25 protein-coding genes are annotated in these 24,639 nt (G+C 42.4%); 12 read left to right on the forward strand and 13 right to left on the reverse strand.

Annotation, left to right across the window (positions count from 1 at the left end):
* Positions 1-115: 115 nt before the first annotated feature.
* Positions 116-997 carry a sulfite exporter TauE/SafE family protein gene (locus CDG61_RS07795; RefSeq protein WP_087550197.1) on the reverse strand — a complete coding sequence of 294 codons (882 nt, stop codon included), beginning with the start codon at positions 995-997 and terminating at the stop codon, positions 116-118.
* Between the two features lie 353 nt (positions 998-1,350).
* Here CDG61_RS07795 and lpxB point away from each other — a divergent pair, with 353 nt between their 5' ends.
* Positions 1,351-2,529, forward strand: coding sequence for a lipid-A-disaccharide synthase (gene lpxB / locus CDG61_RS07800; protein WP_087550196.1), 1,179 nt, complete (start codon positions 1,351-1,353; stop codon positions 2,527-2,529).
* A gap of 1 nt (position 2,530) precedes the next feature.
* On the opposite strand, the gene CDG61_RS07805 is transcribed toward lpxB, so the two are convergent.
* Complete coding sequence (locus CDG61_RS07805) at positions 2,531-3,463, reverse strand: AraC family transcriptional regulator (protein WP_087550195.1); 933 nt, start codon at positions 3,461-3,463, stop codon at positions 2,531-2,533.
* Positions 3,464-3,655: 192 nt separating this feature from the next.
* Here CDG61_RS07805 and CDG61_RS07810 point away from each other — a divergent pair, with 192 nt between their 5' ends.
* Positions 3,656-4,882 (forward strand): alkane 1-monooxygenase, encoded by a 1,227-nt coding sequence (locus CDG61_RS07810; RefSeq protein WP_087550194.1) that lies wholly within the window; start codon positions 3,656-3,658, stop codon positions 4,880-4,882.
* 72 nt (positions 4,883-4,954) lie between these two features.
* Here CDG61_RS07810 and CDG61_RS07815 read toward each other — a convergent pair whose 3' ends face one another.
* Positions 4,955-5,605, reverse strand: coding sequence for an NAD(P)-dependent oxidoreductase (locus tag CDG61_RS07815; RefSeq protein WP_087550193.1), 651 nt, complete (start codon positions 5,603-5,605; stop codon positions 4,955-4,957).
* A 111-nt stretch (positions 5,606-5,716) separates the two neighbouring features.
* On the opposite strand from CDG61_RS07815, the gene CDG61_RS07820 reads away from it, so the two are divergent.
* On the forward strand, positions 5,717-6,616 hold the full coding sequence (locus CDG61_RS07820) for a LysR family transcriptional regulator (RefSeq protein ID WP_087550192.1): 900 nt from the start codon (positions 5,717-5,719) through the stop codon (positions 6,614-6,616).
* A gap of 25 nt (positions 6,617-6,641) precedes the next feature.
* Here the strand turns inward: CDG61_RS07820 and CDG61_RS07825 are convergent, their stop codons facing one another.
* The 5 genes from CDG61_RS07825 to CDG61_RS07845 all read right to left on the reverse strand — a co-directional run bounded on the left by CDG61_RS07825 (position 6,642) and on the right by CDG61_RS07845 (position 11,824).
* A complete protein-coding gene (locus tag CDG61_RS07825; RefSeq protein WP_087550356.1) occupies positions 6,642-7,127 on the reverse strand; it encodes a GNAT family N-acetyltransferase in 486 nt (161 codons plus the stop codon).
* Between the two features lie 127 nt (positions 7,128-7,254).
* Positions 7,255-8,454 (reverse strand): acyl-CoA dehydrogenase family protein, encoded by a 1,200-nt coding sequence (locus CDG61_RS07830; RefSeq protein WP_087550191.1) that lies wholly within the window; start codon positions 8,452-8,454, stop codon positions 7,255-7,257.
* Between the two features lie 30 nt (positions 8,455-8,484).
* Positions 8,485-9,780 carry an acyl-CoA dehydrogenase family protein gene (locus CDG61_RS07835; protein WP_087550190.1) on the reverse strand — a complete coding sequence of 432 codons (1,296 nt, stop codon included), beginning with the start codon at positions 9,778-9,780 and terminating at the stop codon, positions 8,485-8,487.
* A 219-nt stretch (positions 9,781-9,999) separates the two neighbouring features.
* Positions 10,000-11,373: an ABC1 kinase family protein gene (locus CDG61_RS07840; RefSeq protein ID WP_087550189.1), complete on the reverse strand. Its 1,374-nt coding sequence runs from the start codon at positions 11,371-11,373 to the stop codon at positions 10,000-10,002.
* Positions 11,374-11,518: 145 nt separating this feature from the next.
* Positions 11,519-11,824: a hypothetical protein gene (locus CDG61_RS07845; RefSeq protein ID WP_087550188.1), complete on the reverse strand. Its 306-nt coding sequence runs from the start codon at positions 11,822-11,824 to the stop codon at positions 11,519-11,521.
* 144 nt (positions 11,825-11,968) lie between these two features.
* Here CDG61_RS07845 and CDG61_RS07850 point away from each other — a divergent pair, with 144 nt between their 5' ends.
* From CDG61_RS07850 to CDG61_RS07870, 5 genes are all read left to right on the forward strand, one after another.
* Positions 11,969-12,355: a hypothetical protein gene (locus CDG61_RS07850; protein ID WP_087550187.1), complete on the forward strand. Its 387-nt coding sequence runs from the start codon at positions 11,969-11,971 to the stop codon at positions 12,353-12,355.
* A gap of 246 nt (positions 12,356-12,601) precedes the next feature.
* Positions 12,602-12,982, forward strand: a complete 381-nt coding sequence (locus tag CDG61_RS07855) for a lysozyme inhibitor LprI family protein (protein ID WP_087550186.1) — start codon at positions 12,602-12,604, stop codon at positions 12,980-12,982.
* Positions 12,983-13,069: 87 nt separating this feature from the next.
* Positions 13,070-14,080, forward strand: coding sequence for a 50S ribosomal protein L3 N(5)-glutamine methyltransferase (gene prmB / locus CDG61_RS07860; RefSeq protein WP_087550185.1), 1,011 nt, complete (start codon positions 13,070-13,072; stop codon positions 14,078-14,080).
* Between the two features lie 12 nt (positions 14,081-14,092).
* Positions 14,093-15,187, forward strand: coding sequence for a chorismate synthase (gene aroC, locus CDG61_RS07865; RefSeq protein ID WP_087550184.1), 1,095 nt, complete (start codon positions 14,093-14,095; stop codon positions 15,185-15,187).
* A gap of 88 nt (positions 15,188-15,275) precedes the next feature.
* Entirely contained in the window at positions 15,276-15,815 is a 540-nt protein-coding gene (locus tag CDG61_RS07870; RefSeq protein WP_087550183.1) for a GNAT family N-acetyltransferase, read from the forward strand.
* A gap of 83 nt (positions 15,816-15,898) precedes the next feature.
* Here the strand turns inward: CDG61_RS07870 and CDG61_RS07875 are convergent, their stop codons facing one another.
* The gene (locus CDG61_RS07875) at positions 15,899-16,762 is read right to left on the reverse strand and encodes an alpha/beta fold hydrolase (RefSeq protein ID WP_087550355.1); all 864 of its coding nucleotides are present in this window, start codon (positions 16,760-16,762) and stop codon (positions 15,899-15,901) included.
* Between the two features lie 118 nt (positions 16,763-16,880).
* Between CDG61_RS07875 and CDG61_RS07880 the strand changes: the two genes are divergently transcribed.
* Complete coding sequence (locus tag CDG61_RS07880; protein ID WP_087550182.1) at positions 16,881-17,339, forward strand: hypothetical protein; 459 nt, start codon at positions 16,881-16,883, stop codon at positions 17,337-17,339.
* A 111-nt stretch (positions 17,340-17,450) separates the two neighbouring features.
* On the opposite strand, the gene CDG61_RS07885 is transcribed toward CDG61_RS07880, so the two are convergent.
* Positions 17,451-17,693, reverse strand: coding sequence for a hypothetical protein (locus tag CDG61_RS07885; protein ID WP_087511653.1), 243 nt, complete (start codon positions 17,691-17,693; stop codon positions 17,451-17,453).
* 518 nt (positions 17,694-18,211) lie between these two features.
* Here CDG61_RS07885 and pyrF point away from each other — a divergent pair.
* Positions 18,212-18,892 (forward strand): orotidine-5'-phosphate decarboxylase, encoded by a 681-nt coding sequence (gene pyrF, locus CDG61_RS07890; RefSeq protein ID WP_087511730.1) that lies wholly within the window; start codon positions 18,212-18,214, stop codon positions 18,890-18,892.
* An 81-nt stretch (positions 18,893-18,973) separates the two neighbouring features.
* Here pyrF and CDG61_RS07895 read toward each other — a convergent pair whose 3' ends face one another.
* Both CDG61_RS07895 and CDG61_RS07900 read right to left on the reverse strand, forming a co-directional pair.
* On the reverse strand, positions 18,974-19,882 hold the full coding sequence (locus CDG61_RS07895; protein ID WP_087511654.1) for a lysine exporter LysO family protein: 909 nt from the start codon (positions 19,880-19,882) through the stop codon (positions 18,974-18,976).
* 47 nt (positions 19,883-19,929) lie between these two features.
* Positions 19,930-21,438, reverse strand: a complete 1,509-nt coding sequence (locus CDG61_RS07900) for a flavin-containing monooxygenase (protein ID WP_087550181.1) — start codon at positions 21,436-21,438, stop codon at positions 19,930-19,932.
* Between the two features lie 155 nt (positions 21,439-21,593).
* Here CDG61_RS07900 and CDG61_RS07905 point away from each other — a divergent pair, with 155 nt between their 5' ends.
* Positions 21,594-22,601 carry an AraC family transcriptional regulator gene (locus tag CDG61_RS07905; protein ID WP_087550180.1) on the forward strand — a complete coding sequence of 336 codons (1,008 nt, stop codon included), beginning with the start codon at positions 21,594-21,596 and terminating at the stop codon, positions 22,599-22,601.
* Between the two features lie 83 nt (positions 22,602-22,684).
* Positions 22,685-23,836 carry a cell division protein ZapE gene (gene zapE, locus CDG61_RS07910; RefSeq protein WP_087511657.1) on the forward strand — a complete coding sequence of 384 codons (1,152 nt, stop codon included), beginning with the start codon at positions 22,685-22,687 and terminating at the stop codon, positions 23,834-23,836.
* A 73-nt stretch (positions 23,837-23,909) separates the two neighbouring features.
* On the opposite strand, the gene CDG61_RS07915 is transcribed toward zapE, so the two are convergent.
* Entirely contained in the window at positions 23,910-24,632 is a 723-nt protein-coding gene (locus CDG61_RS07915) for a glycosyltransferase family 2 protein (protein ID WP_087550179.1), read from the reverse strand.
* Positions 24,633-24,639 lie beyond the last annotated feature (7 nt).

Genomic DNA, 24,639 nt, shown 5'->3' on the forward strand with positions numbered 1-24,639 from the left:
TTAGAAGGTGGTACAGATGTGTTTCGGTTGCCCGAATATAACATGTTTTGATCAGTTTATTACTATAAATAAATCATTAAATACTTACACAGTATTCATAATAAATAGTTATGAATCAGACTGTCTGCTGCTGATTGATCTGCACTGTCATGACAGTCTGAGGTTTTTCCACAGGTTTGGTTTTAACTGGATGTAAAATAAAGTTAATTCCAAGAGCAAACAGTGTAATTCCCAGGATTTTACGGATCAGTTTTTCTGGTAAACGTGAGCTGATCAGTGTGCCGACAATAATCGCTGGAATTGAACCCAGTAACAGCCATCCAAGCAGATGAAAATCGACATTTCCCGAAGTCATGTGAGCAAATCCTGCTACAGAAGTCAGTAAGACTGCATGTACGACATCTGAACCGATAATGCGGATCATCGGCAGATTTGGGAACATCAGAATCAAAGCCATAATACCAAAAGCACCAGCACCAACTGAAGACAGGGTGACAAATACTCCAAGTACGATGCCCATAATTACAACATAAGTCTGTTTGCCCTGGATGTTGAACTCGACCTGTTCCTGCTGTTCAGAAAGCTCACTTTTGCGGAATTTTGCAAAAAAGCGTTCGATCTGAGAGCGGAAAATAATGGAAATCCCTGTCAGTGTCAGCATAAAGCCAAGTACTGTGGTCAGTACCATTTTATAATGCGTGGACTGACTCAGATAGTTGTCCAGAATCCAGTGGGTGATGAATGATGCAGGAACACTGCCCAGTGCCAGCCATAAAACAATAGGCCACACAATATTCAGTTTTTTGGCATGCACCAGAGAACCACAGAATTTTGAAATAGCAGCGTAGAGCAGATCTGTACCAATCGCGATATGAGGCTCAATACGGAAAAGACTGATGAGTATGGGTGTCATTAATGAGCCTCCACCTACACCAGTAATCCCAACACAGAAACCAACCAGAACGCCTGCCAGAATAAATTCAATAGGACCAAACATCACAAAAACCAGATATCAGAAAACAGGCATATCTTATGACTATTTCATATAAGTGGTTGTCTTGATTATTGATTTGCTTATTCAAAAAAATGCTAAAGTTTTTGTGGGTCAGTGGCACAGTTCTGAATAACTTATTCACGCTGTAACAGAGCTGAATGATCGGCAGCATCTGAATTGTTTTGATATTTTCCTTTGAGCGTTTAAAAACACAGTATTCAGCTGCTTCACCATATTCATCTGTAGATGCAGAAAAAGCCGATGAGAGTACGCATCGTAAGCATACAGGGAAACTTTGTGCAGTTTTGAAATGCGCTATGTTATGATTCCTGCAAAACAATTTGAGGCGAAGGCTCTTGCTGAACAGAAAACTGAAAATCGGAATGGTGGTGGGAGAAGTTTCTGGTGATACACTGGGAGCAAAACTTATTCGTCGTTTTCGTGAGCAGGGAATTGAAGCAGAGTTTGAGGGAATTGGTGGTCCTCAAATGATCGCTGAAGGCTTTAAAAGTTATTATCCGATGGATATTCTTTCGGTCATGGGTATTGTTGAAGTTCTCAAAGACCTGAAAAAACTGTTTGCTGTCCGTGATGGGCTGGTGGAGACATGGAGTCAGAATCCAGTTGATGTCTTTATTGGTATTGATGCACCGGATTTTAATTTACGGCTTTCTAAAAGTTTAAAACAGAAAAATCTCCCTATAAAAACAGTTCAGTATGTCAGTCCATCTGTATGGGCATGGCGCCAGGGTCGTGTACATGGCATAAAGGCAAGTATTGACCTCGTGCTGTGTCTGTTTCCATTTGAAAAAGCATTTTATGGAAAATGGGGAGTTCCTGCGGCATTTGTCGGACATCCTCTGGCATCACAGCTGCCTTTACAGAATGATCTGCTGGAAGCAAAACAGGAACTTGGTCTGGAACTGTCACAGAAGCATATAGCATTGTTGCCTGGTAGCCGTCGTGGTGAAATCGAGCGACTTGGTCCTGTTGTACTGGGTGCAGCAGAAATACTCAATAAAAAATATCCTGAATATGAATTTCTGATTCCTGCAATCAATGAAGCCAGAAAACAACAGATTGAAGCATTGCTGACGGGTTATTCAGATGCTCTGAAATCCCGTGTCCGTATCATGGAAAATACAGATATTGAATCCCGTATTGGACGTCAGGTCATGAATGCATCAGATATTGTGGCACTGGCATCCGGTACTGCAACGCTTGAGGCAATGCTGCTGCATAGACCAATGGTGACTTTTTACAAACTGAACTGGCTGACCTATGTGATTGCAAAAATGCTGATAAAGATTCCTTATTATTCTTTACCTAACATCATTGCAGGCAAAAAAGTCATTCAGGAACTGATTCAGTCAGATGCGACACCTGAACAGCTTGCTGCTGAAATAGAAAAGCTGATGAATGTGGAAACTGCACAGATTCAGGTGATGCAGCACATCACCATGCATAAGCAGTTACTGTCAGGAAACAGTGAAGACCCGGTACAGGCAGTTCTGAGTATTCTGTCATTCAGCTGAGTCAGGACTGATGATGCTGTCGGTACTGTGTTGGCGTCAGTGTAGTCTGTTTTTTAAATGTCTGGCTGAATGCAGTTTCGGATGAATATCCTACCTTATGTGCAATTTGCTGAATGGACAGCTGTCCCTGACGCAGCATCTGTGAAGCCAGGCGCAGCCGATGCTGCTGTAAATAGGCAAGTGGTGTTTCACCAATAATCTGGCTGAATAAACCTGCAAATTTTGAGCGTGACATACAGCACTGTTCTGCCAGGCTTTCAACCGTCCAGGCTTTTTCAGGCTGACCATGAATGGCGGCCAGTGCACTGGAAAGCTCAGGGTGTGTCAGCGCATTCAGCCAGTTACCGGCATCATTCAGCTGAGTAATAAAATCCCGGACACACTGAATCATTAAAATACTGACCAGATGGTCGAGGATTTTATCTCTGCCAGGACGGATCTGATGGGCTTCAATGGCAAGAAAATGTAATCCAGTCTGGAGCCACTCGGGGGCAGAGCTGCCTGTAATATGATGTATGTGCATAAAGGCAGGCAATGCATTAAATAATGGACGTGCCATGATTGAGTCGATATGCCCACGCACCGCAATAATAAAACAGTTATTTTCCTGAAGATCAGTATTTCCCAGTTCGATGGTTTTATGTCGCTTTTCATCAAATAAGGTTGAAATGTCTGTGGCTTCAAGCAGCGTTTTTTCCTGGTCTGAACAGCCATAATGAGACTGTCCTGAAGGAATCAGCACCAGGTCACCAGCTTCAATCAGACGCTTCTGTCCATCATCCAGCTGTAAATGGATTTTTCCCTGAAGTACGATATAGGCTGCAATAGCACCCTGTTCCTGATAACGGAAAGCCCAGTCACCAGACAGGTTTAAATAAATATATTCAGACTTATTCAGATGTATATCTTCAAAAATTTTACTCAGGGCATCCATAGTGCAAATCTTGTGTCTATTCTGTATTTGAGCATGCGTAAAATTATGACCTTTGTAAATATGTGTTTTCAGGACAATTTCTGTCTAATGAAGACAAAGACTTCTGCATAGGATTTCTGGACGATTACAACTGTTATCACATGCCTTAATCGTCAAATATATAAAAATGAAATGAATAGGGATGATAATAAAATGAATGCCCCAGTAAAAATGGATCAGCAATCTCTTTTGGCAGCGCCTGTAAAGTCAGGACTGGCTCTTGATAAAAAACGTTATTTATGGGCAATCAGCCCATCATTACCAGTTATTGGTATTGGTATTCTGGCAGGTTATCAGTTTGCACCGAAGCCATTAAAAAAAGTATTTGCGCTGGGCGGTCCAATTGTTCTGCACGTTATCATTCCTGCGATAGATACAGTGATAGGTAAAGACTCGAACAATCCTACAGCTGAAGATGTTCGACTGCTTGAACAGGATCCGTATTATGCACGGCTGGTAAAAACCTTTATTCCTTTGCAGTATATTGCCAATGTTTATGCCTGCTGGCTTGTGAGCCGTGAAAATACCTCTTTGCTAGATAAGATATTACTAGGTATTTCCATGGGAGCGATCAATGGTATTGCGATCAATACCGCACATGAACTCAGTCATAAATCAGAACGGATGGATCATATTCTGTCGCATCTGGCATTGGTACCATCGGGATATAATCATTTCCGTATCGAACATCCATACGGGCATCATAAGCGTGCTGCGACACCTGAAGATCCTGCATCCTCAAAAATGGGTGAAACTTTTTATGAGTTTTTACCCCGTACAGTGATTGGTTCCTTTAAATCTGCGATTGAAATTGAAACCCGTAGATTAAAACGTAAAGGGCTTTCGTTCTGGTCTAAGGACAATGAACTGCTGCAAGGGTGGGGAATGACTGCTGCTTTTCATGGCAGCATGCTGAAACTGTTTGGAAAAGGTATTTTGCCTTATCAGGTTGCACAGTCTTTTTACAGTATCGGTTTATTTGAAATCATCAATTATATTGAACACTATGGACTGTTGCGTCAGCAGGATGAAAATGGAAAATACGAACGGACGATGCCTGAACACAGCTGGAACAATAATAATATTGTGACCAATCTGTTCCTGTATCAGTTACAGCGCCATTCAGACCATCACGCATACCCGACACGCCCATTTCAGGCACTCAGACATTTTGATGAAGCGCCTGAACTGCCAAGTGGTTATGCCAGTATGCTGCTGCCGGCTCTGATTCCGTCTTTGTGGTTTAAGATGATGGATAAGCGTGTGTTTGATCATTATAAAGGTGATCTGAACAAGGCAAATATTTTTCCAAAACGACGTGCCCGTATTTTCAAAAAATTTGGCGTGGTGGATAAACTTTTAAATATTGCCAAAGACTGATTTTTTAAAGTAAAAAAGCCCTGATATTCAGGGCTTTTTGATTTTATTGTTCAAATAATCATAAGATTTTCATCAGTACGCTACGGTAAAGCGCTCTTTAATGAACTGTCCTTTTTCAAGTTCATCAATCAGGGCTACTGCAAGGTCAGGTGCTGAAATGGTACCAGGTTGATCACCATCCATTAATGGAAAATCTGTACCCAGTCGGTACTGTCCTGTCCGGGTACCTGGGTGATGGATGGAAAATGCAATGGGTGGACTGATCATGGTCCAGTTCAGGTCGTGTTCCTGCTTCAGCTCATCCAGCAGAACTCTTGCACCATTTGCACCGTTATAAATTTCTTTTGGAAAATTCGGTGAATCAATCAACTGTTCACCTGGTGCAATATACAGACTGCCTGCACCGCCAACAATCAGTAAGCGTTTAACATCTGCGGCTTTGGCAGCATTCAGAATGTTGTGTGAACCCTGCATAAAATCGTTGAAAATATTCGGATTGTCCCAACCTGGGTTATAAGCACTGATAACCGCATCCACATCTTCAAATGCCTGTTCAAGCTGCTTTTCATCCAGCACGTCTGCGACTGTGGGCTGAATGCTTTCAGTTGCTGCAATACGACCTTCCTGACGGACAATTGCTTTTACCTGATAGTTACGTTTGACCAGTTCCTCAAGCAGTGCTGAGCCTGCATATCCTGTCCCGCCAATCAGTGCAATTTTCATTAGTTACCTCACTGTGTTCAGATTCATTCTTTCGATGGAAAAATAGTATTTGATTACAGTATTTAAAAATAGTAGGGTTTTAAGACAATCATTTTGAAGCTGTAGTTTAAGATGGATCATTACAAACGTATGGCAATTTTTGCCAGAGTTGTTGAACTGGGGTCAATGAGTGCAGCAGGACGATTGCTGGATGTGTCTCCTTCAGCTGTCAGTCAACAGATCCGTTTTCTTGAGCAGCAGAGCGGAATTACACTGCTGCACCGTTCAACCCGAAAGCTGTCCTTAACTGAACTGGGAGAGCGTTATTATCGTTATTGTCAGGATTTATGTGCAGCGGCAGAGCAGGCGCAAAGCCTGCTTGAATCTGAAATTGAACTGCCTGTAGGTGAGCTTCGACTTGCTGTTCCTGTCGGGGTTGCGCGTTATCTTTCTGATGGACTGGGAGCATGGGCAAAGCAGTTTCCAGACCTGAGTCTGAGCCTGAACGTGGATGATGAGCATATCGACCTGATCGAGCAGCGTATAGATCTGGCAATCCGCGTTGGAGAAATGCCTGATTCCAGTTTTATTGCTTCCAAAATCTCTGAAATGCAGATGGGGCTGTATGTTTCACCAGAATGGCTGAAAGCCAATGCAGAACCTGAGAGTCCTGAAGATTTACAGCAGTCTGAATGGTTAAATCTGTTGAATGGACACTTAGGAACAGGTCTGAAACATTTCTGGAATATGAACACACTTGAAAGCAGGAAAATTGAGACCAGGTCAAAATTCAGTATCAATAATATTCTGATCTTACAGCAGATGTGTGAACAGGGTTATGGCGTATGTGCGCTCAGTACATTTGAAGCTCATGATGCAGTAAGGAAGCAGAAACTGGTCAGAATTTTACCGGACTGGCATGTTGGACAGCTGAATATCTGGGCTGTCACCCCTCAGCGAAACTCAAAATCAGCAAAAGTCAGACAAGCGATTCAACTGATTCAGAGTTGTCTGAATTCTGCTGTAAACTGAGAATGAGCAGGTCTGTATGGAGTATTTATAAGATTTTTTCCATCCAGATTTCACAGGCATGACTGTGACCGGTATTGCCTTTAGGTGCTTTCAGATGTTGAAAGCCCAGTTTTTCGTACAGTTTGACGGCTTGCCATAAAGCTGCTGTGGTTTCCAGATAGCAGGATTTAAAACCATGCTGTCGTGCAAAATCAAAAGCATTTTCCAGTATTTTCTGAGCAAAGCCATTGCCTCTGATTTCAGGCAGAAAATACATTTTCTGAATTTCAAGTATGGATTCTGCACCCTGTAAAGGAGAGAGTCCGCCACCGCCATAAACCTTTCCGTATTCATCAGAAATTACCCAGTAAATGGCATTTTCCTGGTGGTAAACACTGTACAGGTTGTCCACAACAGGGTCTGCTACGGCAAAACCTGATTCAGCTGCCAGTCCAAACTCATGGGAAACTTTTCGGATAATGGATGCCAACGCAGGGTTATCCTGTGGCTGAATGAGGCGAAGCTGATACATGTATTTAAAATAAAAAAAGAAAGATGGACTTTTATAATATGAAAAATCATATAAATCCATCTTTCTTCGGTATTTAAAACATCATTCAGCGATCTTTCGAAGGCGTATCTGAAAGATCACAAAAGGGTTATTTCAATTCACTGGATGATTTACCCAGTTCACGACGGGCAATAATCAGTTGCTGAATCTGCTGTGTGCCTTCAAAAATATCCAGAATTTTGGAATCACGTGCCCATTTTTCAAGTAATTCATCTTCGTTGTAGCCAACACTTGCCGCAAGTTCAAGGCATTTCAGTGTAATGTCATTACAGATTCGACCTGCTTTGGCTTTGGCAATCGATGCCTCTTTTGAGTTTGGCTTACGGTTATCTGCCATCCATGTTGCACGTAAGGTCAGTAAACGGGCAGCTTCCCATTCTGCTTCCATACGGTAAATCTGCGCTGCAATATTGGACGTCTGCAAATATGGCGTGCTGTAATCAGGATCAAGTTCATCTTTAAAGATTTCCTTGATGCGCTCAAGAGATGCTTTGGCGCAACCGACAGCCATAGCAGCAACAAGCGGGCGCGTATTGTCAAAGGTTTCCATCACACCTGCAAAGCCTTTAGCAACATCAATTTCGGCATTGCCCAGCAGATTTGCGGCTGGAACACGGCAGTCTATAAAGCTGATCGCAGCTGTGTCAGATGCTTTAATTCCCAGTTTATGTTCAAGGCGTTCAACCTTCATGCCTGGCGTATCTTTCGGAACAACGAAAGATTTAATGGCAGCACGCCCCACTTTTTTGTCCAGTGTTGCCCAGACGACAACAGAATCTGCACGTTCGCCAGACGTTACAAAAATCTTTTCACCATTTAAGATGTAGTCATCGCCATCTTTGGTTGCGGTTGTACGGATTGCTGCGGAGTCTGAACCACAGCCTGGCTCTGTAATCGCCATTGCTGCCCAGGTACCTTTAAAGCGTTCCAGCTGTTCGTCATTTGCAACGGCTGCAATGGCAGAGTTCCCAAGCCCCTGGCGTGGCATGGACAGCAGTAGACCTGTGTCTCCGTAGCACATTTCAATGACACCAAGCGCCGTGGACATGTTTACGCCATTTTTATTGCTTGTATCAGTATCACCACGTTTATTTACGGCTGCTCCCGCATTAAGACCATCACCGCCATCATTCATACCATCGAGCAGGGAAGCCAGCATATCCAGTTCTTTTGGATAGGCATGTTCAGCTTTGTCGTATTTACGGGAAATCGGGCGTAATACATTCAGCGCAGTTTCGTGAGCCTGATCGACCAGCATTCTGAATTTTTTAGGATTCTGTAAATTCATGATTAATATTCCTTATTTATTCTTTGATGATCAGGCATGTAATGCAGAATGCATGACGGCAGTTGCGCGTAAATCACGATACCAGCGTTCTGCAGGATGTTCTTTGGTAAAGCCGTGCCCACCCAGAATCTGAACCCCGTCTGTACCGATTTTCATTGATTTTTCAGCACAAAGCAGGCGTGCGAGATATGCTTCACGGTGGAATGGTTTTCCTGCTTCAGCCAGGCTTGCAGCATTTAAAATCAGCATATGCATGGCATCAATTTCAATGGACATATCTGCAATCATGAACGCAACACTCTGACGGTGTGAAATAGGTTCACCAAACGCTGTACGTTCATTGGCATATTTTACGCAGTACTCTTTAACAGCCTGGCAGGTTCCAACGGCCAGTGCACACCACATCAGGTTTCCAAGATCGAGGAAAGCAGAGTAGTTAAAGTCATCATCACCCAGCAGAACAGCAGGTGTGTCTTTGAATATCAGATTAACTGTTTCAGCTGCTTTTAGACCCATTGCCGGAGTTTTGCGGGCAGTGATGGATTCATCTCGTTTGACCACAAATACTTGAGGCTGTCCGTTCAGTTCAGCTGAAACCAGCAGCAGATCGGCAGTAGCACCTAATAAAACCAGTGTTTTTTCACCATTGATCAGATAGTGATTTCCTGTGCTGGTAGCTTTGGTTTTCAGCTTATAAGGGTTAAATGCGGCTGTATTTTCCTGCACAGCAAAAGTCGCAAGAATATCCGTATCTTCTGCAAATACAGGAAGGAATGTAGACTGAACCTGTTCAGAACCCCACTGTGTAATGGCATTGATGACGCTGAATGTTGAAAGAAGCCCCGCAGATAGGCTGAAATCACCTTTTGCCAGAGTCTCAGCAATTAAAATATTACTGATAATGTTTTTTTCTGATGCAACTCCACCCAGAGCTTCCGGCAAAGCATAGAAGTTCAGTCCCAGGTCAGTGCTGTGCTGCCATAACTCCACAGGGAAAGACTCATCATGATCAGCCTGATGTGCCAGTGGATACAGCACCTCAGATGCAAACTGACTCATGGCATCGACGGTCATCTGCTGTTCTTCAGTCAGACTGAGGTCAAACAGCGACTTTTCCTGATTTGGTAAACGTTGTTTTTTGACGCCTGCATCTGATTTAAATACTTTCTGAGTTTTACTCAGTGTTTTAAATCCAGCTTTTGACCCCTGATACAGTGACTTTTCAACCAGTTTTCTTAATTTGAACTGATCCAGAAGATCGCTTCCTGCAATTTTTGTAATAAAAGACAGCCCAAGTCCTTGAGCCTTGTTTACCATATTGGACATTTTTATTTCCCGCGAATGGAGTTTTGTGTTTTTATGCTGACATGCCTGAAACAGAAAAACTATGTCGGAAATGACATGCTGGATTGTCGGTGATGAATGGTGTTTGGTGGGACTGATTTTTAATTAATATATTGTTATTTATTGAATTATTTTTTTGAAAAAAATCGGTTTTAATGTGGAATTGACTGAGATGACATTTGCCATCTCAGCCTGACTGAATTAAATGAAAACTTTAATCATGTTGCGGACATTGGTTTTTGCATCTATCACTGTCATAAATGTATATGCACCAATAAATTTGCGGCTGATGAACATAAATTCTTTAGGCGGCACACTGAAATAGCGTGAAGCCATGGACTTGGAAGCCTGTTGCATCACTCTGCTGTGTAACTGACTTTTTTTCCAGTCATAGCGGTTTTCACTGTCCATCACACCTTCAGGAAGCTCTTTATTGTTTTCAGGGCTGCTGAATGCTTCGGTTGCCAGTAAAAACACTTTCGCCATATCGGGTTTAATGCTTTGCGGAATTGAATCAAAGAAATCATAACCGGTCATGGCACTGACCATAGACTGTGGATCATGGTAGTAACCTGCTTTAATCAGGTTACGGGCAACAGTCAGCAGATGCTCATCAAACTGACGGATGGCACCGAAGTCGAGCAGAATAATTTTGTCTTTAATATCGTTGCCATTGCCCAGTCGAACCAGGTAGTTACCAAAGTTCGGGTCAGTCTGCATTTCACCCCATTCAAAAAGCTCACGGACAGCAATTTCAAGTGATGCCTCACCTAGTGCATTACGGCGTTCCTGAGGTAGAGACAGCATGACAGGGCTGTTAATCGGTACACCACGTTCAAAGGTCATGCACAGTACCTGATCAGTGCAGTATTCATCAATGATCTGTGGGACTGCATAACGGCTGTCATTACGCAGACGCTCTGCAAAACGGCGGGTGGTTGCAGCCTCTATGCCATAATCCACTTCGCGGTGCATCATTTCACGGACTTCATCAAACCACTGATCAAACTCACGGGTCTGCGGAACCATACGTGTCAGTTTCAGCATGTTGCGGAACAGACTCATATCGGAATCAATGGCAGCAGCCACACCTGGATACTGAATTTTGAGGACCAGTTCCATGCCGTCAGATTTGCGTGTTGCGCGGTGAACCTGTGCCAGCGATGCCGTTCCGAGAGGTTCATGATCAATGGTCAGATCATCGAGTTTCGATCCCAGCTGACTGACAAGTTGCTGTTTAATTGCAGGCCATGCAAGTGCAACAGTCTGATTGTTCAGCGTGTTCAGCGCATCTGTAATTTCTTTGGGTAGAAAATGCTCACCATACAGTGCCATCATCTGACCAATTTTTACAATTGAGCCTTTCAGTTTGCCTATTTCGGCAACCAGATAGTCTGCCTGTTCCTTCATCGCTTTCTTACGTTTTTTTTCTTTTTCTTCTTCACTGGAAAAGATTGAACCCGCACTTGATGCAGCCCAGCGGGTACCCGCTAACAGGGACGCCTTAGCAATGGATAAACGGCGGTCCATTGAGGAGGTTTTGAGCTGTTTAAGCTTATCGTTCTGATCTGACATGAAGGGAAATCCTTGAAAGCGCGATGAGGACTGAAAATTAATTGTAACGGATATTACAGGTTCCTACCGTATTAAAACAGTTCAACTTATCGAAATATCAGTGTATTTAAGGTCAGTAAAAAGACTGGCGTTGTTCGCTGTACATTTACATGCGGAACTGAATTTTAAGTTCCTGTTTGTTCATCAGGTCCTGTCTGTTGTCCTGAATGAAGTTCGTGATCATATGCTGGACAGCTGGATTTTTAAAACCCAGTGCATAACCTTTCACAATAATGATACTGGGAAGATTGAAAAAAAAGTAACGGGCATCCTCCTGAGAGGGACTTTGAAATATGCCATGTTCGATCAGGGTGTGCTGGAAAAACTGTTTTTCATCAATAACTGCAGGGGAAGTATTGTCATTCCAGTAATTCTGCCGAATAGCAAGCAGATTGTTGTGTTTATAGCTCATAAAAATGAATCATTAACAGGTCGATGAATATATAGTGATCTTTATCTCATAAATCAAGCCTGAATTGTATAGAACATGAATAGTTAAGCAATTGCATGAACATCTGCTGATATGATGAGCCGTTTTGAATACAGGGAAATAATCATGAAAAAATGGCTCCTTGCGGGTTCGGTGACAGTTTTATCAGCCATAACACAGACTCATGCAGAAACCTGTACATTCAGTGGTTTTAAAAACCATCAGTCCTGTGCAATTGAGGAAAAATATGTAAATGGCGCTAAACAGGTCAATATTGAGACAGATCAGACACAGGTCGCAGTGAAATTTGAATCCTGTGAAAATGAACTTTCAGAAAAACTGTGTGACACAGCTCAGGTGAGTATCAATCATGGGAAGATTCTGAAAGCAAAATCTTATCTGAGAGATGCTGTGTCGGGTAAAATAATCGCAGATGAGCAGTGGCATCCAACTGCATTTGAGTGTGTGCGAACATCAAACAGATCCAGTGAAGTCTGCTGGAATCTATTGTAAAAAGCACATATTTTTAATTATTGACCTGAATTTATATTGATTTTTCAGAGCCTGACGATTTAAATACTGACGGACAATAATAATCTTTTTTGATTATGATTCAGTTGCTCATGTTACTTGCAAAACAGCACTGGTGTGTTGATTGATCGGGTGGAGTTTCAGTATGGCCTGCACTCAGACAGTCTGTCTGCATCTGTTCATGTAAAAAATTAATCAGCTGTAATTTAATGAAGGCAAGGGGAAGCCATGAAAATTTTAATGCCAGTGGTCGTGGTGTGTTGTGTGTTTGGAGCAGGTTCTGCATCTGCAAAAGGTTTTTCCAAAGAATATACACGTTGTCTGAATACCTCTTATGGTAATAATGCAACAGTCAAAAAATGCGCTGAGAAAGAATATAAAGAGCAGGAAAAAAGACTGAAGGAAACTTTTAAAAACTATTTAGGTAACAGTGGCAGTAACCAGCAGAACATCATGGTGCAGCATAAGTTGTGGGAAAACAGAGTTCAGCAGCAATGTTATTTCAAAAGTTCTTATGAGTTTGCTGAAGTTCAGAAACTCAAATGCGTACTGGCAATGACAGTAAATCAGGCTGATTATTATCAGACAAAATTTATAACAGCCAAATAATTGGTTTCAATGTGACAGGCACGTTATAAAAACTGTCAAAACAAGGTATCATAAGGCGTTTAAAAATTTACCCTGGAGACGCCTTAAGTGGATCGACCGACTATAAGCCCTGAACATTTACAGGAAGCCGCTGAAAATTTAACAACCATTCGTGACTTTATCCGTTTCGGTGTTACAGCTCTACGTCAATACGATGCACATCTGGGTCAGGGTACTGAAGATTATTTTGCAGAAAGTTCTGCACTGGTGTTACAGACCATGTCTCTTGAATGGAAAGCAGATGCTGAAATTCTGGATGCAAAACTGTTACCAAGTGAAAAAGCTGAGTTCCTTGCGTTACTCGAACGTCGTATCAATGAAAAAGTTCCGACATCTTATCTGCTGAATCTGGCTTACTTCTGTGACAAACCTTATTATGTGGACGAACGTGTTCTGATTCCACGTTCACCGATTGCTGAACTGATTAATCAGCGTTTTGCGCCATATTGTCTGGATGAAAATGGTGAAGCCCGCGAAGGTCTGAATAATTTACCTGAAAATGCTCAGCCTAAAACGCCACAGCGTATTCTGGATATGTGTACAGGCTCTGGCTGTATTGCCATTGCACTGGCTTATGCTTTCCCTGATGCTGAAGTGGATGCAACTGATATTTCAAAAGAAGCGCTGGAAGTGGCTTCCATCAATGCTGAACATCATAACAAACAGTATCAGGTGGCACTGCTTGAGTCGGATCTGTTTACAAAAGTTCCTGCTGAAAATCAGTACGATTTGATCGTATCCAATCCACCGTACGTAGATGCTGAAGACATGGCAGACCTGCCGGAAGAATTCCACCACGAACCTGAGCTTGCACTGGCAGCGGGTCAGGATGGTCTGGATCTGGTGCGTAAAATGCTGGCTCAGGCAGCAGATTATCTGACAGAAGATGGTCTGATTGTGATTGAAGTGGGCAACTCAGAATGGGCTATGCGTCAGAATTTCAATACGGTTGATTTTTACTGGCTACAGTTCCAGAAAGGTGGTTCAGGTATTTTTGCCCTGACCGCTGAACAGTGTCGTAAATACCGTGAATTATTTATTCAGTCAGTTAAATCATAAGGAGTCGTGAACATGGCAGGTAACAGCATAGGACAGCTTTTCCGGGTCACGACTTGTGGTGAATCTCATGGCGCAGGTTTAATGGCAATTGTGGACGGTGTTCCACCAGGGCTTGAACTGTGTGCAGAAGATTTACAGAAAGATCTGGATCGTCGTAAACCAGGAACATCGAAATTTGCCACTCAGCGCAAAGAGCCTGATGAAGTGGAAATCATCTCAGGTGTATTTGAGGGTAAAACGACCGGTACATCCATTGGTTTGCTCATACGCAATACTGACCAGAAATCTAAAGATTATGGCAACATTGCTCAGACTTTCCGTCCAGGTCATGCAGACTATACCTATACACAGAAATACGGTTTCCGTGATTATCGTGGTGGTGGTCGCTCAAGTGCCCGTGAAACTGCTATGCGTGTTGCAGCAGGTGCAATTGCCAAGAAATATCTTGCTGAAAAGTTTGGCATCGATATTCGTGGTCATGTCACTCAGATCGGTACTGAAGTTGCTGAAAAGTTAGACTGGAATGAAGTGCCAAACAACCCATTCTTCTGTGGTGATGCAGATGCAGTACCACGTTTTGAAGCTCTTGTTACTTCGCTGCGTGAACAGGGTACAAGCTGTGGTGCGAAGTTGGAAATTCTGGCAGAAAAAGTACCTGTAGGTTGGGGTGAGCCTGTCTTTGACCGTCTGGATGCGGATATTGCGCATGCCATGATGTCCATCAACGCCGTGAAAGGTGTGGAAATTGGTGATGGCTTTGCGGTTGCAGAACAGTTTGGTCATGAAACACGTGATGAACTCAGCACAGATGGTTTCCTTGCCAATCATGCAGGTGGGATTCTGGGTGGTATTTCCAGTGGTCAGACGATTCGTGTTGCGATTGCTCTTAAACCAACGGCATCTATCACTACGCCAGGAAAAACCATCAGTATTGAACGTGAAAATACGGATGTACTGACCAAAGGTCGTCATGATCCTTGTGTCGGTGTTCGTGCTACACCTATTGCAGAAGCAATGCTGGCGATTGTTCTGATGGATCACTTTATGCGTCATCGTGCGCAGAATGCAGATGTGGTTGCTCCATTTGCACCAATTGAGCCGAAATAAGCCATGCTTTAACAGTATGCTGAAAATACCGGGTCTGAGACTCGGTATTTTTTTGCAAAGAATATGAATCAGAAATTAAAGGAATAAAATGACTGATTTTATAATAAGAAAATTTGCTGAGCAGGACAAAACTGCAGTCGTAAACCTGCTGAATCAGGCGTACAGAGAAAAATCCTCATCATGGACAACTGAATATGGTCTGGTTAATGGTGCAAGGATTAATGAACAGCAGCTGGACAGTTTTACAGGTGATATCCGTAACCACTTTTATGTCATGGAACAGGCGTGTTTAAATGACGCAACTGTTTACATAATAGGTTGTATTGGGATTACGGAACTTCATCAGGCAGTGGAAATAGGGACTTTCTGTGTAAAACCGAGCAGGCAGAACGCAGGGCTTGGAAAAGTGCTGCTGGAATTTGCAGAGCAGACAGTGCTGAATGAGTTTGATGCAATCAATGAATTTCAGATGTATGTTCTGGATGTCAGAGCAGAACTGATAGAATACTATGCACGTCGAGGCTATGTACAAACAGGTATTACAGAAGAATATCCTGTGCATGCAGATGTAGGTGTTCCATTACAGTCCATCATGTTGCTTCAGTTGAAAAAAACAGTCGAAAAATAAAAACCGTTCTGATGATTAAAAAGATGCCAGAAGTAAGCTCTCCTCCTGGCATTGACTGGAAAAGTTTCAGAATGACTGAAATTTTAAACGGCAAGCTGATCCTTGATGACATTCCATAGGTTCTGATGAGATTTACGGAACATCAGCATGTGCCCAATACTTTTGTGGTTATATGTTTCCGGTTTGAGTTCAATCATCCTGGTTTCTGCATTTGGATACAGTCGGAGCAGATCTTTGACATTGGCTTCGGTTGCAATTTCATCGTCAGTTGACCATAGAGCAGTCACAGGGACGGTAATCTGATCATGATAATGTTCATTGACAGTTTTCCCAATCGCATTCATGACATAACCAGGTTTGCTGCAGAACTGAGCCCATTCTCTTGCAACATCTTTGGGCAGATTTTCACCCATACCGACAGCTTTGGTTGGTCCATAGCCAATGGTGTAACGTGCAGCGGGGAAAACCAGTTTAAAGAATATAGGTGCCATAATGCGGGTCTGACCTTTCAGTCCTTTGATATGACCTGTTGAGCCTGATACAGCAATGACCTTGGCGACTTTTTGATAGTCAGGGTTAATGCCCAGCAGCTGACCGCCTGCACTGTGTCCCAGCAGTATGATTTTGTCTGAGTGAGTTTTTTCCAGTAAAACCTTCTGAGCCGCAGGAATATCAAGCTGTCCCCACTGGCTGATTGAAGCTGTGGATTTACTGACTGGACCATAAAGTGACTCACCAATGCCCCTAAAGTCAAAGCTTAGTACATTAAAACCCTGTAAGCTCAGCCATTCAGCAAATGCATGATAAAACCCCTTGGTGATACCTGTGGCTGGGCATAACAGGACAGGGTATGGTTGTTGGAGAGCATCTGTGCTGGCTGCATAATAGTTAGCGCTTAGAATATAGTTATCCTGGCAACGGATCTGGAGTATTTCTGGATTTGTCATCATTCAGTATGTTCTGTTGAGGAATTTATGGATACTTTACACAAGTTCCAAAAAGAAACTTGTAAAAGTAAATGACTGAAAAGTCAGACTGGAAAAATCATTATAAAAAGGAAGGTATATGGACGGATTACAACTGGCGTTGTCTGTAAGACTGGCTATCGTTTTCAGTGGGATATTTTTATGGGTGGGGATGCTGACAGGTGTCTGGAAATACTTACAGATCAGGCAGTCAGAACAGTCCAGAGCGCATTATTATGTCGATATCGCACATCGGAGCAGTTTGCTTTATGCACCTGCATCACTGATTCTGGCAGTATTAAGCTATATTTCAGCCTGGACTGAATTATGGAATCTGGTGTTTGTGATTCTGAATCTGATCTTTTTCAGCTTTTCAGTTTTAAGCTATATATTACATGGCTTGCTCAAAGATACGACTAATCAGTTCAGAACACCTCATCAGATGGGACGGTTTCACCTGCCGACATGGATGATGACTTTTGCAATGCTGTTACTCGTACTGGCAGAAGTTGGCGCGACAGGAATGCTGTTACTTGGATCAGTGATAACACTGTTGTAATGCAGACAGAATGAATGATGAATACGTTTGAATGGAATGATAGAAGAGTGGTTAATTAAAAAACGATTTTTATTGTTTTTTTTGAAGATGGATGATAAATCATCCATCTTTTTATTCAGCTAATTGCGCTTTTTGCTGTTTACGATGTTTATGGTCAACGACGTCCCATGCATAAAAAGCAAAAGAGACCAGAACTGCGTAAAGGAAAAATTCAGGTTTGAGATTACTTTGAATCAGCCCATGAATCAGTATCATCAGCATAAGACCAAAAGTGGTGCTCAAATAAATAATTAAACTTTTATTTGTCTTCAGAGCGTTAATGAAGACTTGCTTGTTGAAATGTATTGATAACATCTCCATCCCTCCTGTGGTAATCACTAAAACTGAGTGTTTTAGTCAGTTTTCATACTATTGTTGTACTTCTTATTGAAAGGTATTTCAATAGTTGATGTCATTATTTTGTAAGAAAAGTATGCTACATCATAAAATCTGTATGTTTGCTTTATTTTTTTACAAAATATGATTCATTTTTTAGTGATATATGTAAGTAAAAGTAAACATTTCCGTGTTCACATAAAGACTATAGCTTAAGTTCTATGCTTTGTGAATTGGCTGGATCTTAATCTTTGGTCTTATAAATTGCTAATTTAACGAAATTTTTATACGGATTATAAAATGTGCGAAAATCCGTGCGGTTATTCTTTGTTTAGATTATTTTGCCTGTAAATCTGCCATGCGGTTTTATGGTGCTGTTTTTATCAGATCAGACAGGAGCGTATATCTTTTCTGCACGAACTGGCAGTCATTGTTTTACAGTGCCTGTGTTCGGCACGTATAATGTGCCAAATTTTTTGAGTGATGGGAAAAGAATTGTGAGTATTATTGTTGCCCTGGATGCAAAAAGCCAGAACGATGCTTTAGCTATCGCAGATCAGCTTGATCCATCACTGTGTCGTGTAAAAGTGGGTAAAGAACTGTTTACTCATGAAGGTGCTTCGATTGTGAAGGCATTGCACAACAGGGGTTTTGAAGTTTTCCTTGATCTTAAATTTCATGATATTCCGAATACAACCGCTCAGGCTGTCTGTGCAGCAGCAGATATGGGTGTGTGGATGGTCAATGTTCATGCTTCTGGTGGACGTAAAATGATGGAAACCTGTGTTGAACGCTTAAAAGCAGGCAACTATCAGACGCAGTTAATTGCGGTCACTGTTCTGACTTCAATGGGTCGTGAAGATTTACGTGATATTGGTCTGGATATTGAACCTTTTGAACAGGTACAACGTCTTGCAAAACTGACGAAAGAAAGTGGGCTGGATGGTGTGGTCTGCTCAGCACAGGAAGCAAAAATGCTTCGTGAACAGCTTGGCGCAGATTTTTCACTGGTGACTCCAGGGATTCGCCCTGAGGGTTCGGATGCGGATGACCAGAAACGTATTGTGACACCTAAACAGGCGATGCTTGATGGTTCAACACATCTGGTGATTGGTCGCCCAGTGACTAAGTCTGCAAATCCTGGTCAGACTCTTAAGGATATTCTTGCAACACTGTAAAATGTGATGTAAGTGATATAAAAAAGCCTTTCATTTGAAAGGCTTTTTTTGTTTTATACAGATACAGGTGTTGTCAATTGCTTACAGGGCAGCCAGTACACTCACAACGATTGGTGCCAGCACGGAAAGAATGAATCCGCTGACCATGGCATGCGGAATAAAATCATTGCCGCAGGCTTGTTTAACCATAGGTAACGTGACATCCATAGCTGTTGCACCTGCTGCTGAAATGGCAGAACGTGGGTATCTCCAGCCGATAATGTACATGAACAGAATGGCGAAAATTTCTCTGAACAGATCATTAATCAGGGCAATGCTGCCCAACTGAGCATTTTTAAGTTCAGTAACCACAATACCTGTCATGGAGTAGAAGCCATAACCCTGTGAAAGCATGATCAGATCCTGAATGCTGATATTACTGATTAAAAGTGATGCAGCCAGAGCTCCTATGATAGAGCCGATAATACAACCGACAGGAACCAGTAAAATTTTCCAGTTCAGCCATGAGCGGTCAAGTGGAGAGTATGCCAGGTCCAGTCCAATCAACAGCATATATACAAGCAGTAAATCCCAGGTGCTGATATGCAATGGGAAGCTGTACAGGCTGGCAAGTTCAGCCAGACCATAACCTGCTGCAAGTGCAATAAAGGCATAGCTGATATTCAGCAATGATCCGAGTAGCAGTTCGGCAGATACTTTGCCCTGCATGGGTTTATAGCCAATACTCTTAAACAGCACATAACAGCAGAGAATTGCGCCCAGTGATGTGGTCAGGGCAATGGTGACTGCGCTGGATAGAATCTGCCCGGGGCTGCTGATATTGTGCAGGGTCTGAGAAAACTCTACAGCAATTGCGATCAGGAGGATATAAGTGAAATATGGGAGTATTTTGAACGCCAGTTTTTCAAGCCACTGTGGAAGTCTCCTTGCCAGTATAAAACCTAAAAAAAGACAGAACAGTAATTGGAAAATAAGCCACAGAGATTGCATAAAAAAAGCAGGTTATTGAATACCTGCTCATTATGACAACTAAATGTTTAAGCTGCACGACTTCCGGCAGTTTTATTCATTAATTTGTAATCAGCTGGATTGAGTCTGCGGGTACGTAGCCAGTATTTCCAGGTATAGGTTGGCCAGAGTGCAAAATTTTTACCACCATCCTGCTGATACCAGCTGACACAACCCGACTGCCAGACCGTTCCTTTCAGCTGTTCCTGGATGTCATGGTTAAATGCTGCCTGTACATCGTCTTTAACTACAATGGCATCACAATGACTGCGGTGAACCAGCTGAATCATCTGCAAAATATAGTTGACCTGAGATTCAATCATGAAAATAACAGAGTTGTGTCCAAGAACTGTATTGGGTCCAAGCAGCTGGAAAAGATTAGGGAAGTTTTTGGTGCTGATACCATAATAACTTTCAGCACCATCTCTCCATGCATCTTTAAGTTCCAGTCCACCCATGCCGTAACAGTTGAAAGATTTGAGGTAAATGCGCGGGTCAGTAATGAAGCCTGTGCCATAAATCAGGCAATCCAGTTTTCGCTCTTTTCCATCCTGCGTTACGATACCATTTTCAGTCATTTCCTGAATACCATCGGTAATCAGTTCGACATTTTTACGGTTAAAAGCAGGGAAATATTTGTTGGAAATCAGAATGCGTTTACAGCCCATAATATAGTCTGGTGTCAGCTTTCTGGCAGTGTCTTTATTTTTGACCTGGTATCTGATAAATGCTTCAGCCAGTTTTTGCCCGTATTTCATAATCTGTGGTTTTACAATAGGGACAACACGAGACTCGTTTGACCAATACAGACGTGTGCGATGCAGTTTTCGGAACCATTCAAAGCGGTTGAACAGTTTTTTATCCAGGGCATTGTAACTGCGCTCATCACGTGGAATAACCCAGGCTGCAGTACGCTGAAACACATACAGTTGATCAGTTTCAGGAGCAATTTCAGGAATATACTGGATGGCACTGCCACCGGTACCAATTGAAGCCACTTTTTTATCTTTCAGGCTGTATTCATGATCCCACTGGGAGGAGTGGAATACTTTGCCTTTGAATTTTTCAATGCCTTTAATCCGTGGAATCTGAGGCACATGCAAAGGTCCTGAAGCAAAAACGACAAACTGAGCTGACAGCGTTTGCTCATCTGACAGTTCAAGTTTCCATTCGCACTGCTTTTCATCATAAGTTGCAGACAGGACTTCACTGTTGAAGCGACAGTATTTTTTCAGATCAAAATCCTGAATCAGGCTCTGAATATAAGAGTATATTTCCGGTGCTTCAGCGTAGCGCTTACTCCAGTCAGTTTTCGGTGCAAACGACAGAGAGTACATGTGTGACTGTACATCACATGCAGCTCCCGGATACTGGTTTTCACGCCAGGTTCCGCCCACATCACTGGCTTTTTCAAGAATAATAAAGTCATGAATGCCGGACTGTATCAGGCGGATTGCCATCGCAAGTCCGCCAAATCCTGCACCGATAATAGCGACAGTTGTTTTCTGAGTGTTCTGGATTAGTGAAGCATCACGCATATTATTGTATTCCTGGTATGCATATTTTGGCACAGCATAAAATATAAGCGGAATGGATGATATGATGTGTATGACATTAAAATTGATATATTCGGCAATTTGCATTTGTGACTGAATATAGTAAAAAATATCAGGTATTGGATTTTTAACAGATTATGAAACGATCAATTCTGGGCTTGTTGTATCTGATTCAGGGAATGCGAAAAGCAGGTGTAGACGTTGATTCCAGGCTTGAGGGGATTGGTATTCATGCCGATGCACTTGATCCGGCAGCAGTTATTCATCCTGATCTTGAAAAAGATGTGTTTCGGGTGATTGGTGATGGTGTTGCTGCAGAAGCTGGGCTTGAAATTGGTCAGCATTATGCATTGGCAGGTTATGGTCCTTTACTGATGTTGCTTGTCACCAGTCAGAATATTGAAACTGTTCTGAATAAAGGAATTGAATATCAAGGATTGACACACCTGACAGGCAGGCTGAGTCTGAAGCACTCGGGTGATAATGTTGCACTTTGTTACAGCCCTGAAGATCTGATCAGTCCATTGGGTAAATTACGTGCTCAGTGTGAAATATCCGGTACCTATAAGTTTATTCAGGATTTATATCGGATGATGAGTCTGAGTGCTCCTCAGATCAGAATTGAACTGCCATTTCCTGAACCATCAAATCAGGACATGTTGCAGAAATACAGATTTTATTATGGAGCCGATCTGGTTTTTGGTAGTTCCAGTGCCGCTTTCTGGTTCAGAAATGATGTTGTTCAACTGAAAATACCTTCAGCTGATCAGATTACTTTCCGCGTCTATGAAGACAAATGCCGGACAGAACTGCAAAAACTCGGTGCAGATATACAGGCACCAGGTCTTGTGCAAAGAATTCATGACTATCTGGATCTGCAGCAGGGCGTTATGCCAACTATGGCTGAAACGGCTCAGGCATTACAGATTCCAGAAAGAACATTGCGTCATCAGTTGCAGCAGTTGAACAGCAGCTATAAACAGATCCGTGAAGATCTGATTAAGCATAAAGCACTGAAACTGATGGAATATAAGGAGTATTCAATAGAAATGATTGCAGAATTACTTGGATATTCTGAACCTGCGGCATTCAATCATGCCTTCAAACGCTGGTTTGGTCAGAGCCCAAGGCAGTATACAAAATAGCCTAAGTGTTATATCCCAAAGTTTTATATATTACGGTTCAAACTTCGCTATACTTTGTATAGCCCTAAATAGTATTCAAAGATATGTCAGATTTAAACACGCCTCATACCGCTTTTACACCATTGTCTCCTGCTGAACGCTATGCGCAGGCTTTATCATCAGGACAGTTTATGCCTGATGACGCTCAGGCGCAGGCTGTGCATGAACTGGATCGGGTGTGGCAGGAACTGATTCAGCGTTATAAAGCATCTAAGAAAGCTTTTCGCCGTTTCCGTCGTCAGACTGCTCCGCAGGGTGTGTATATGTGGGGTGGTGTCGGTCGTGGAAAGACCTGGCTGATGGATCAGTTTTATGAGTCCATTCCATTCCGTCGTAAAACACGGATGCATTTTCATCACTTTATGCAGTATGTCCATAAAGAGCTGAATAAACTGTCAGGGCAGAGAAATCCGCTGGATCTGGTTGCGGATCAGATCTATAAAGAAGCCGTGATCATCTGTTTTGATGAATTTTTTGTATCCAATGTCACGGATGCCATGATTCTGAGTGATCTTTTCCAGAAACTGTTCACACGTGGTATTACCTTGATTGCGACGTCCAATATTGCACCAGATGGACTGTATAAAAACGGTATTCACCGGGATCGTTTCATGCCTGCCATTGAAATGGTCAATAAACACTGTGTTGTGCTGAATGTGGATGCAGGTGTGGATTACCGTCTGCGTGTGCTGAAACAGGCTCAACTGTTCAAATCACCACTGACGCATGAAAACAAACTGTGGCTGTCTCAGCGTTATACCGCATTAACCAGAACTCAGGCTCAGTCACAGGAGCCGATTATTATCAATAACCGTATTGTTGAAACAATCAGCCATACTGAAGATGTGTTGTGGTGCGAATATTCAGAACTGTGTCTGAAGCCACGCAGCCCAGCTGACTTTATTGAAATTGCAAATATCTATAATACTGTTCTGGTCAGTAATGTGCCTCATCTGACTGATTATCTGTCAGAAGGGACACGCCGTTTTATTTATCTTGTCGATGAGTTTTATGATCGTGGTGTGAAACTTTTGCTGACTTCTGAAGATTCAATCATTGATATCTATCAGGGGGATAAGCTTGCTTTTGAAATTGAACGTACCCGTTCACGTTTACTTGAAATGCAGTCAGATGAATATCTGAATTCAGCACACCGTCAGATTCATTCGAGTGCAGACGAGCTGAAAGTCGAATGATAAATCCTGAATGGATTTGAGAAAGCCTGAAGCCGACATCATGTCGGCTTTTTTATGAAAATAATAAAGTCGTTCAGTTTTTGATTAGATTCAGATAGAAAAGACGATCAGCTTCCTGCATTGGCAAATCATTCAGGCTTAATTCGGTTCTGTATGTTTCATTTCGACAGTAATTTTTTTTGGTTACGGTATTATTTGGATGTGCCAGTGCCAGATGCAGTTTCTGTATATCAGGGTGCTGATAAACTTTAACACCATTCAGAAAACTGTGTTCCTCTGCAAATTTTGCGTCATCTGAATATTTTCTGCCTTTTAATGCTTCTGCTTTATAGCAGAGGACACCATTGCAGCTGGTATATTCACGCACTGCGGGTATTTTCAGTATGTCACCATTACTGATATTCAGGTAATAATCGTCACCGGAACCGGTAAAAAGAATCTCATCGGAAGAACACAGAAGTTCGGACATTTCCTTTACATAGTCAGGACCATACCAATCATCATCATCCATACTGCAGATAATATCAGCTCCCCAGAGTACCGCCTGTTCATTCAGCAGGTTGCGCTTTTTCCCTAAAGGAATTTTTTCATTCAGCCATTCATAATGGATCTGTGGGTAATTTTCAAAGGTGTCAGCATGTCTTGAAGATTCAGGTGAATCATCCAGTATGAACCAGTGGATTTCCCAGGGTGCTGACTGTTGAAGGACATACTGCAATGTCTGAATCAGAAATGCATCACGTAAATATGTAGGGGTGACAATTGCGACTTTCATTGATTTATCTGAGCTGTGCATAGAAGAA

The sequence above is a fragment of the Acinetobacter sp. WCHAc010052 genome, assembly GCF_002165295.2.
GTDB classification, from domain to species: Bacteria; Pseudomonadota; Gammaproteobacteria; order Pseudomonadales; family Moraxellaceae; genus Acinetobacter; species Acinetobacter chinensis.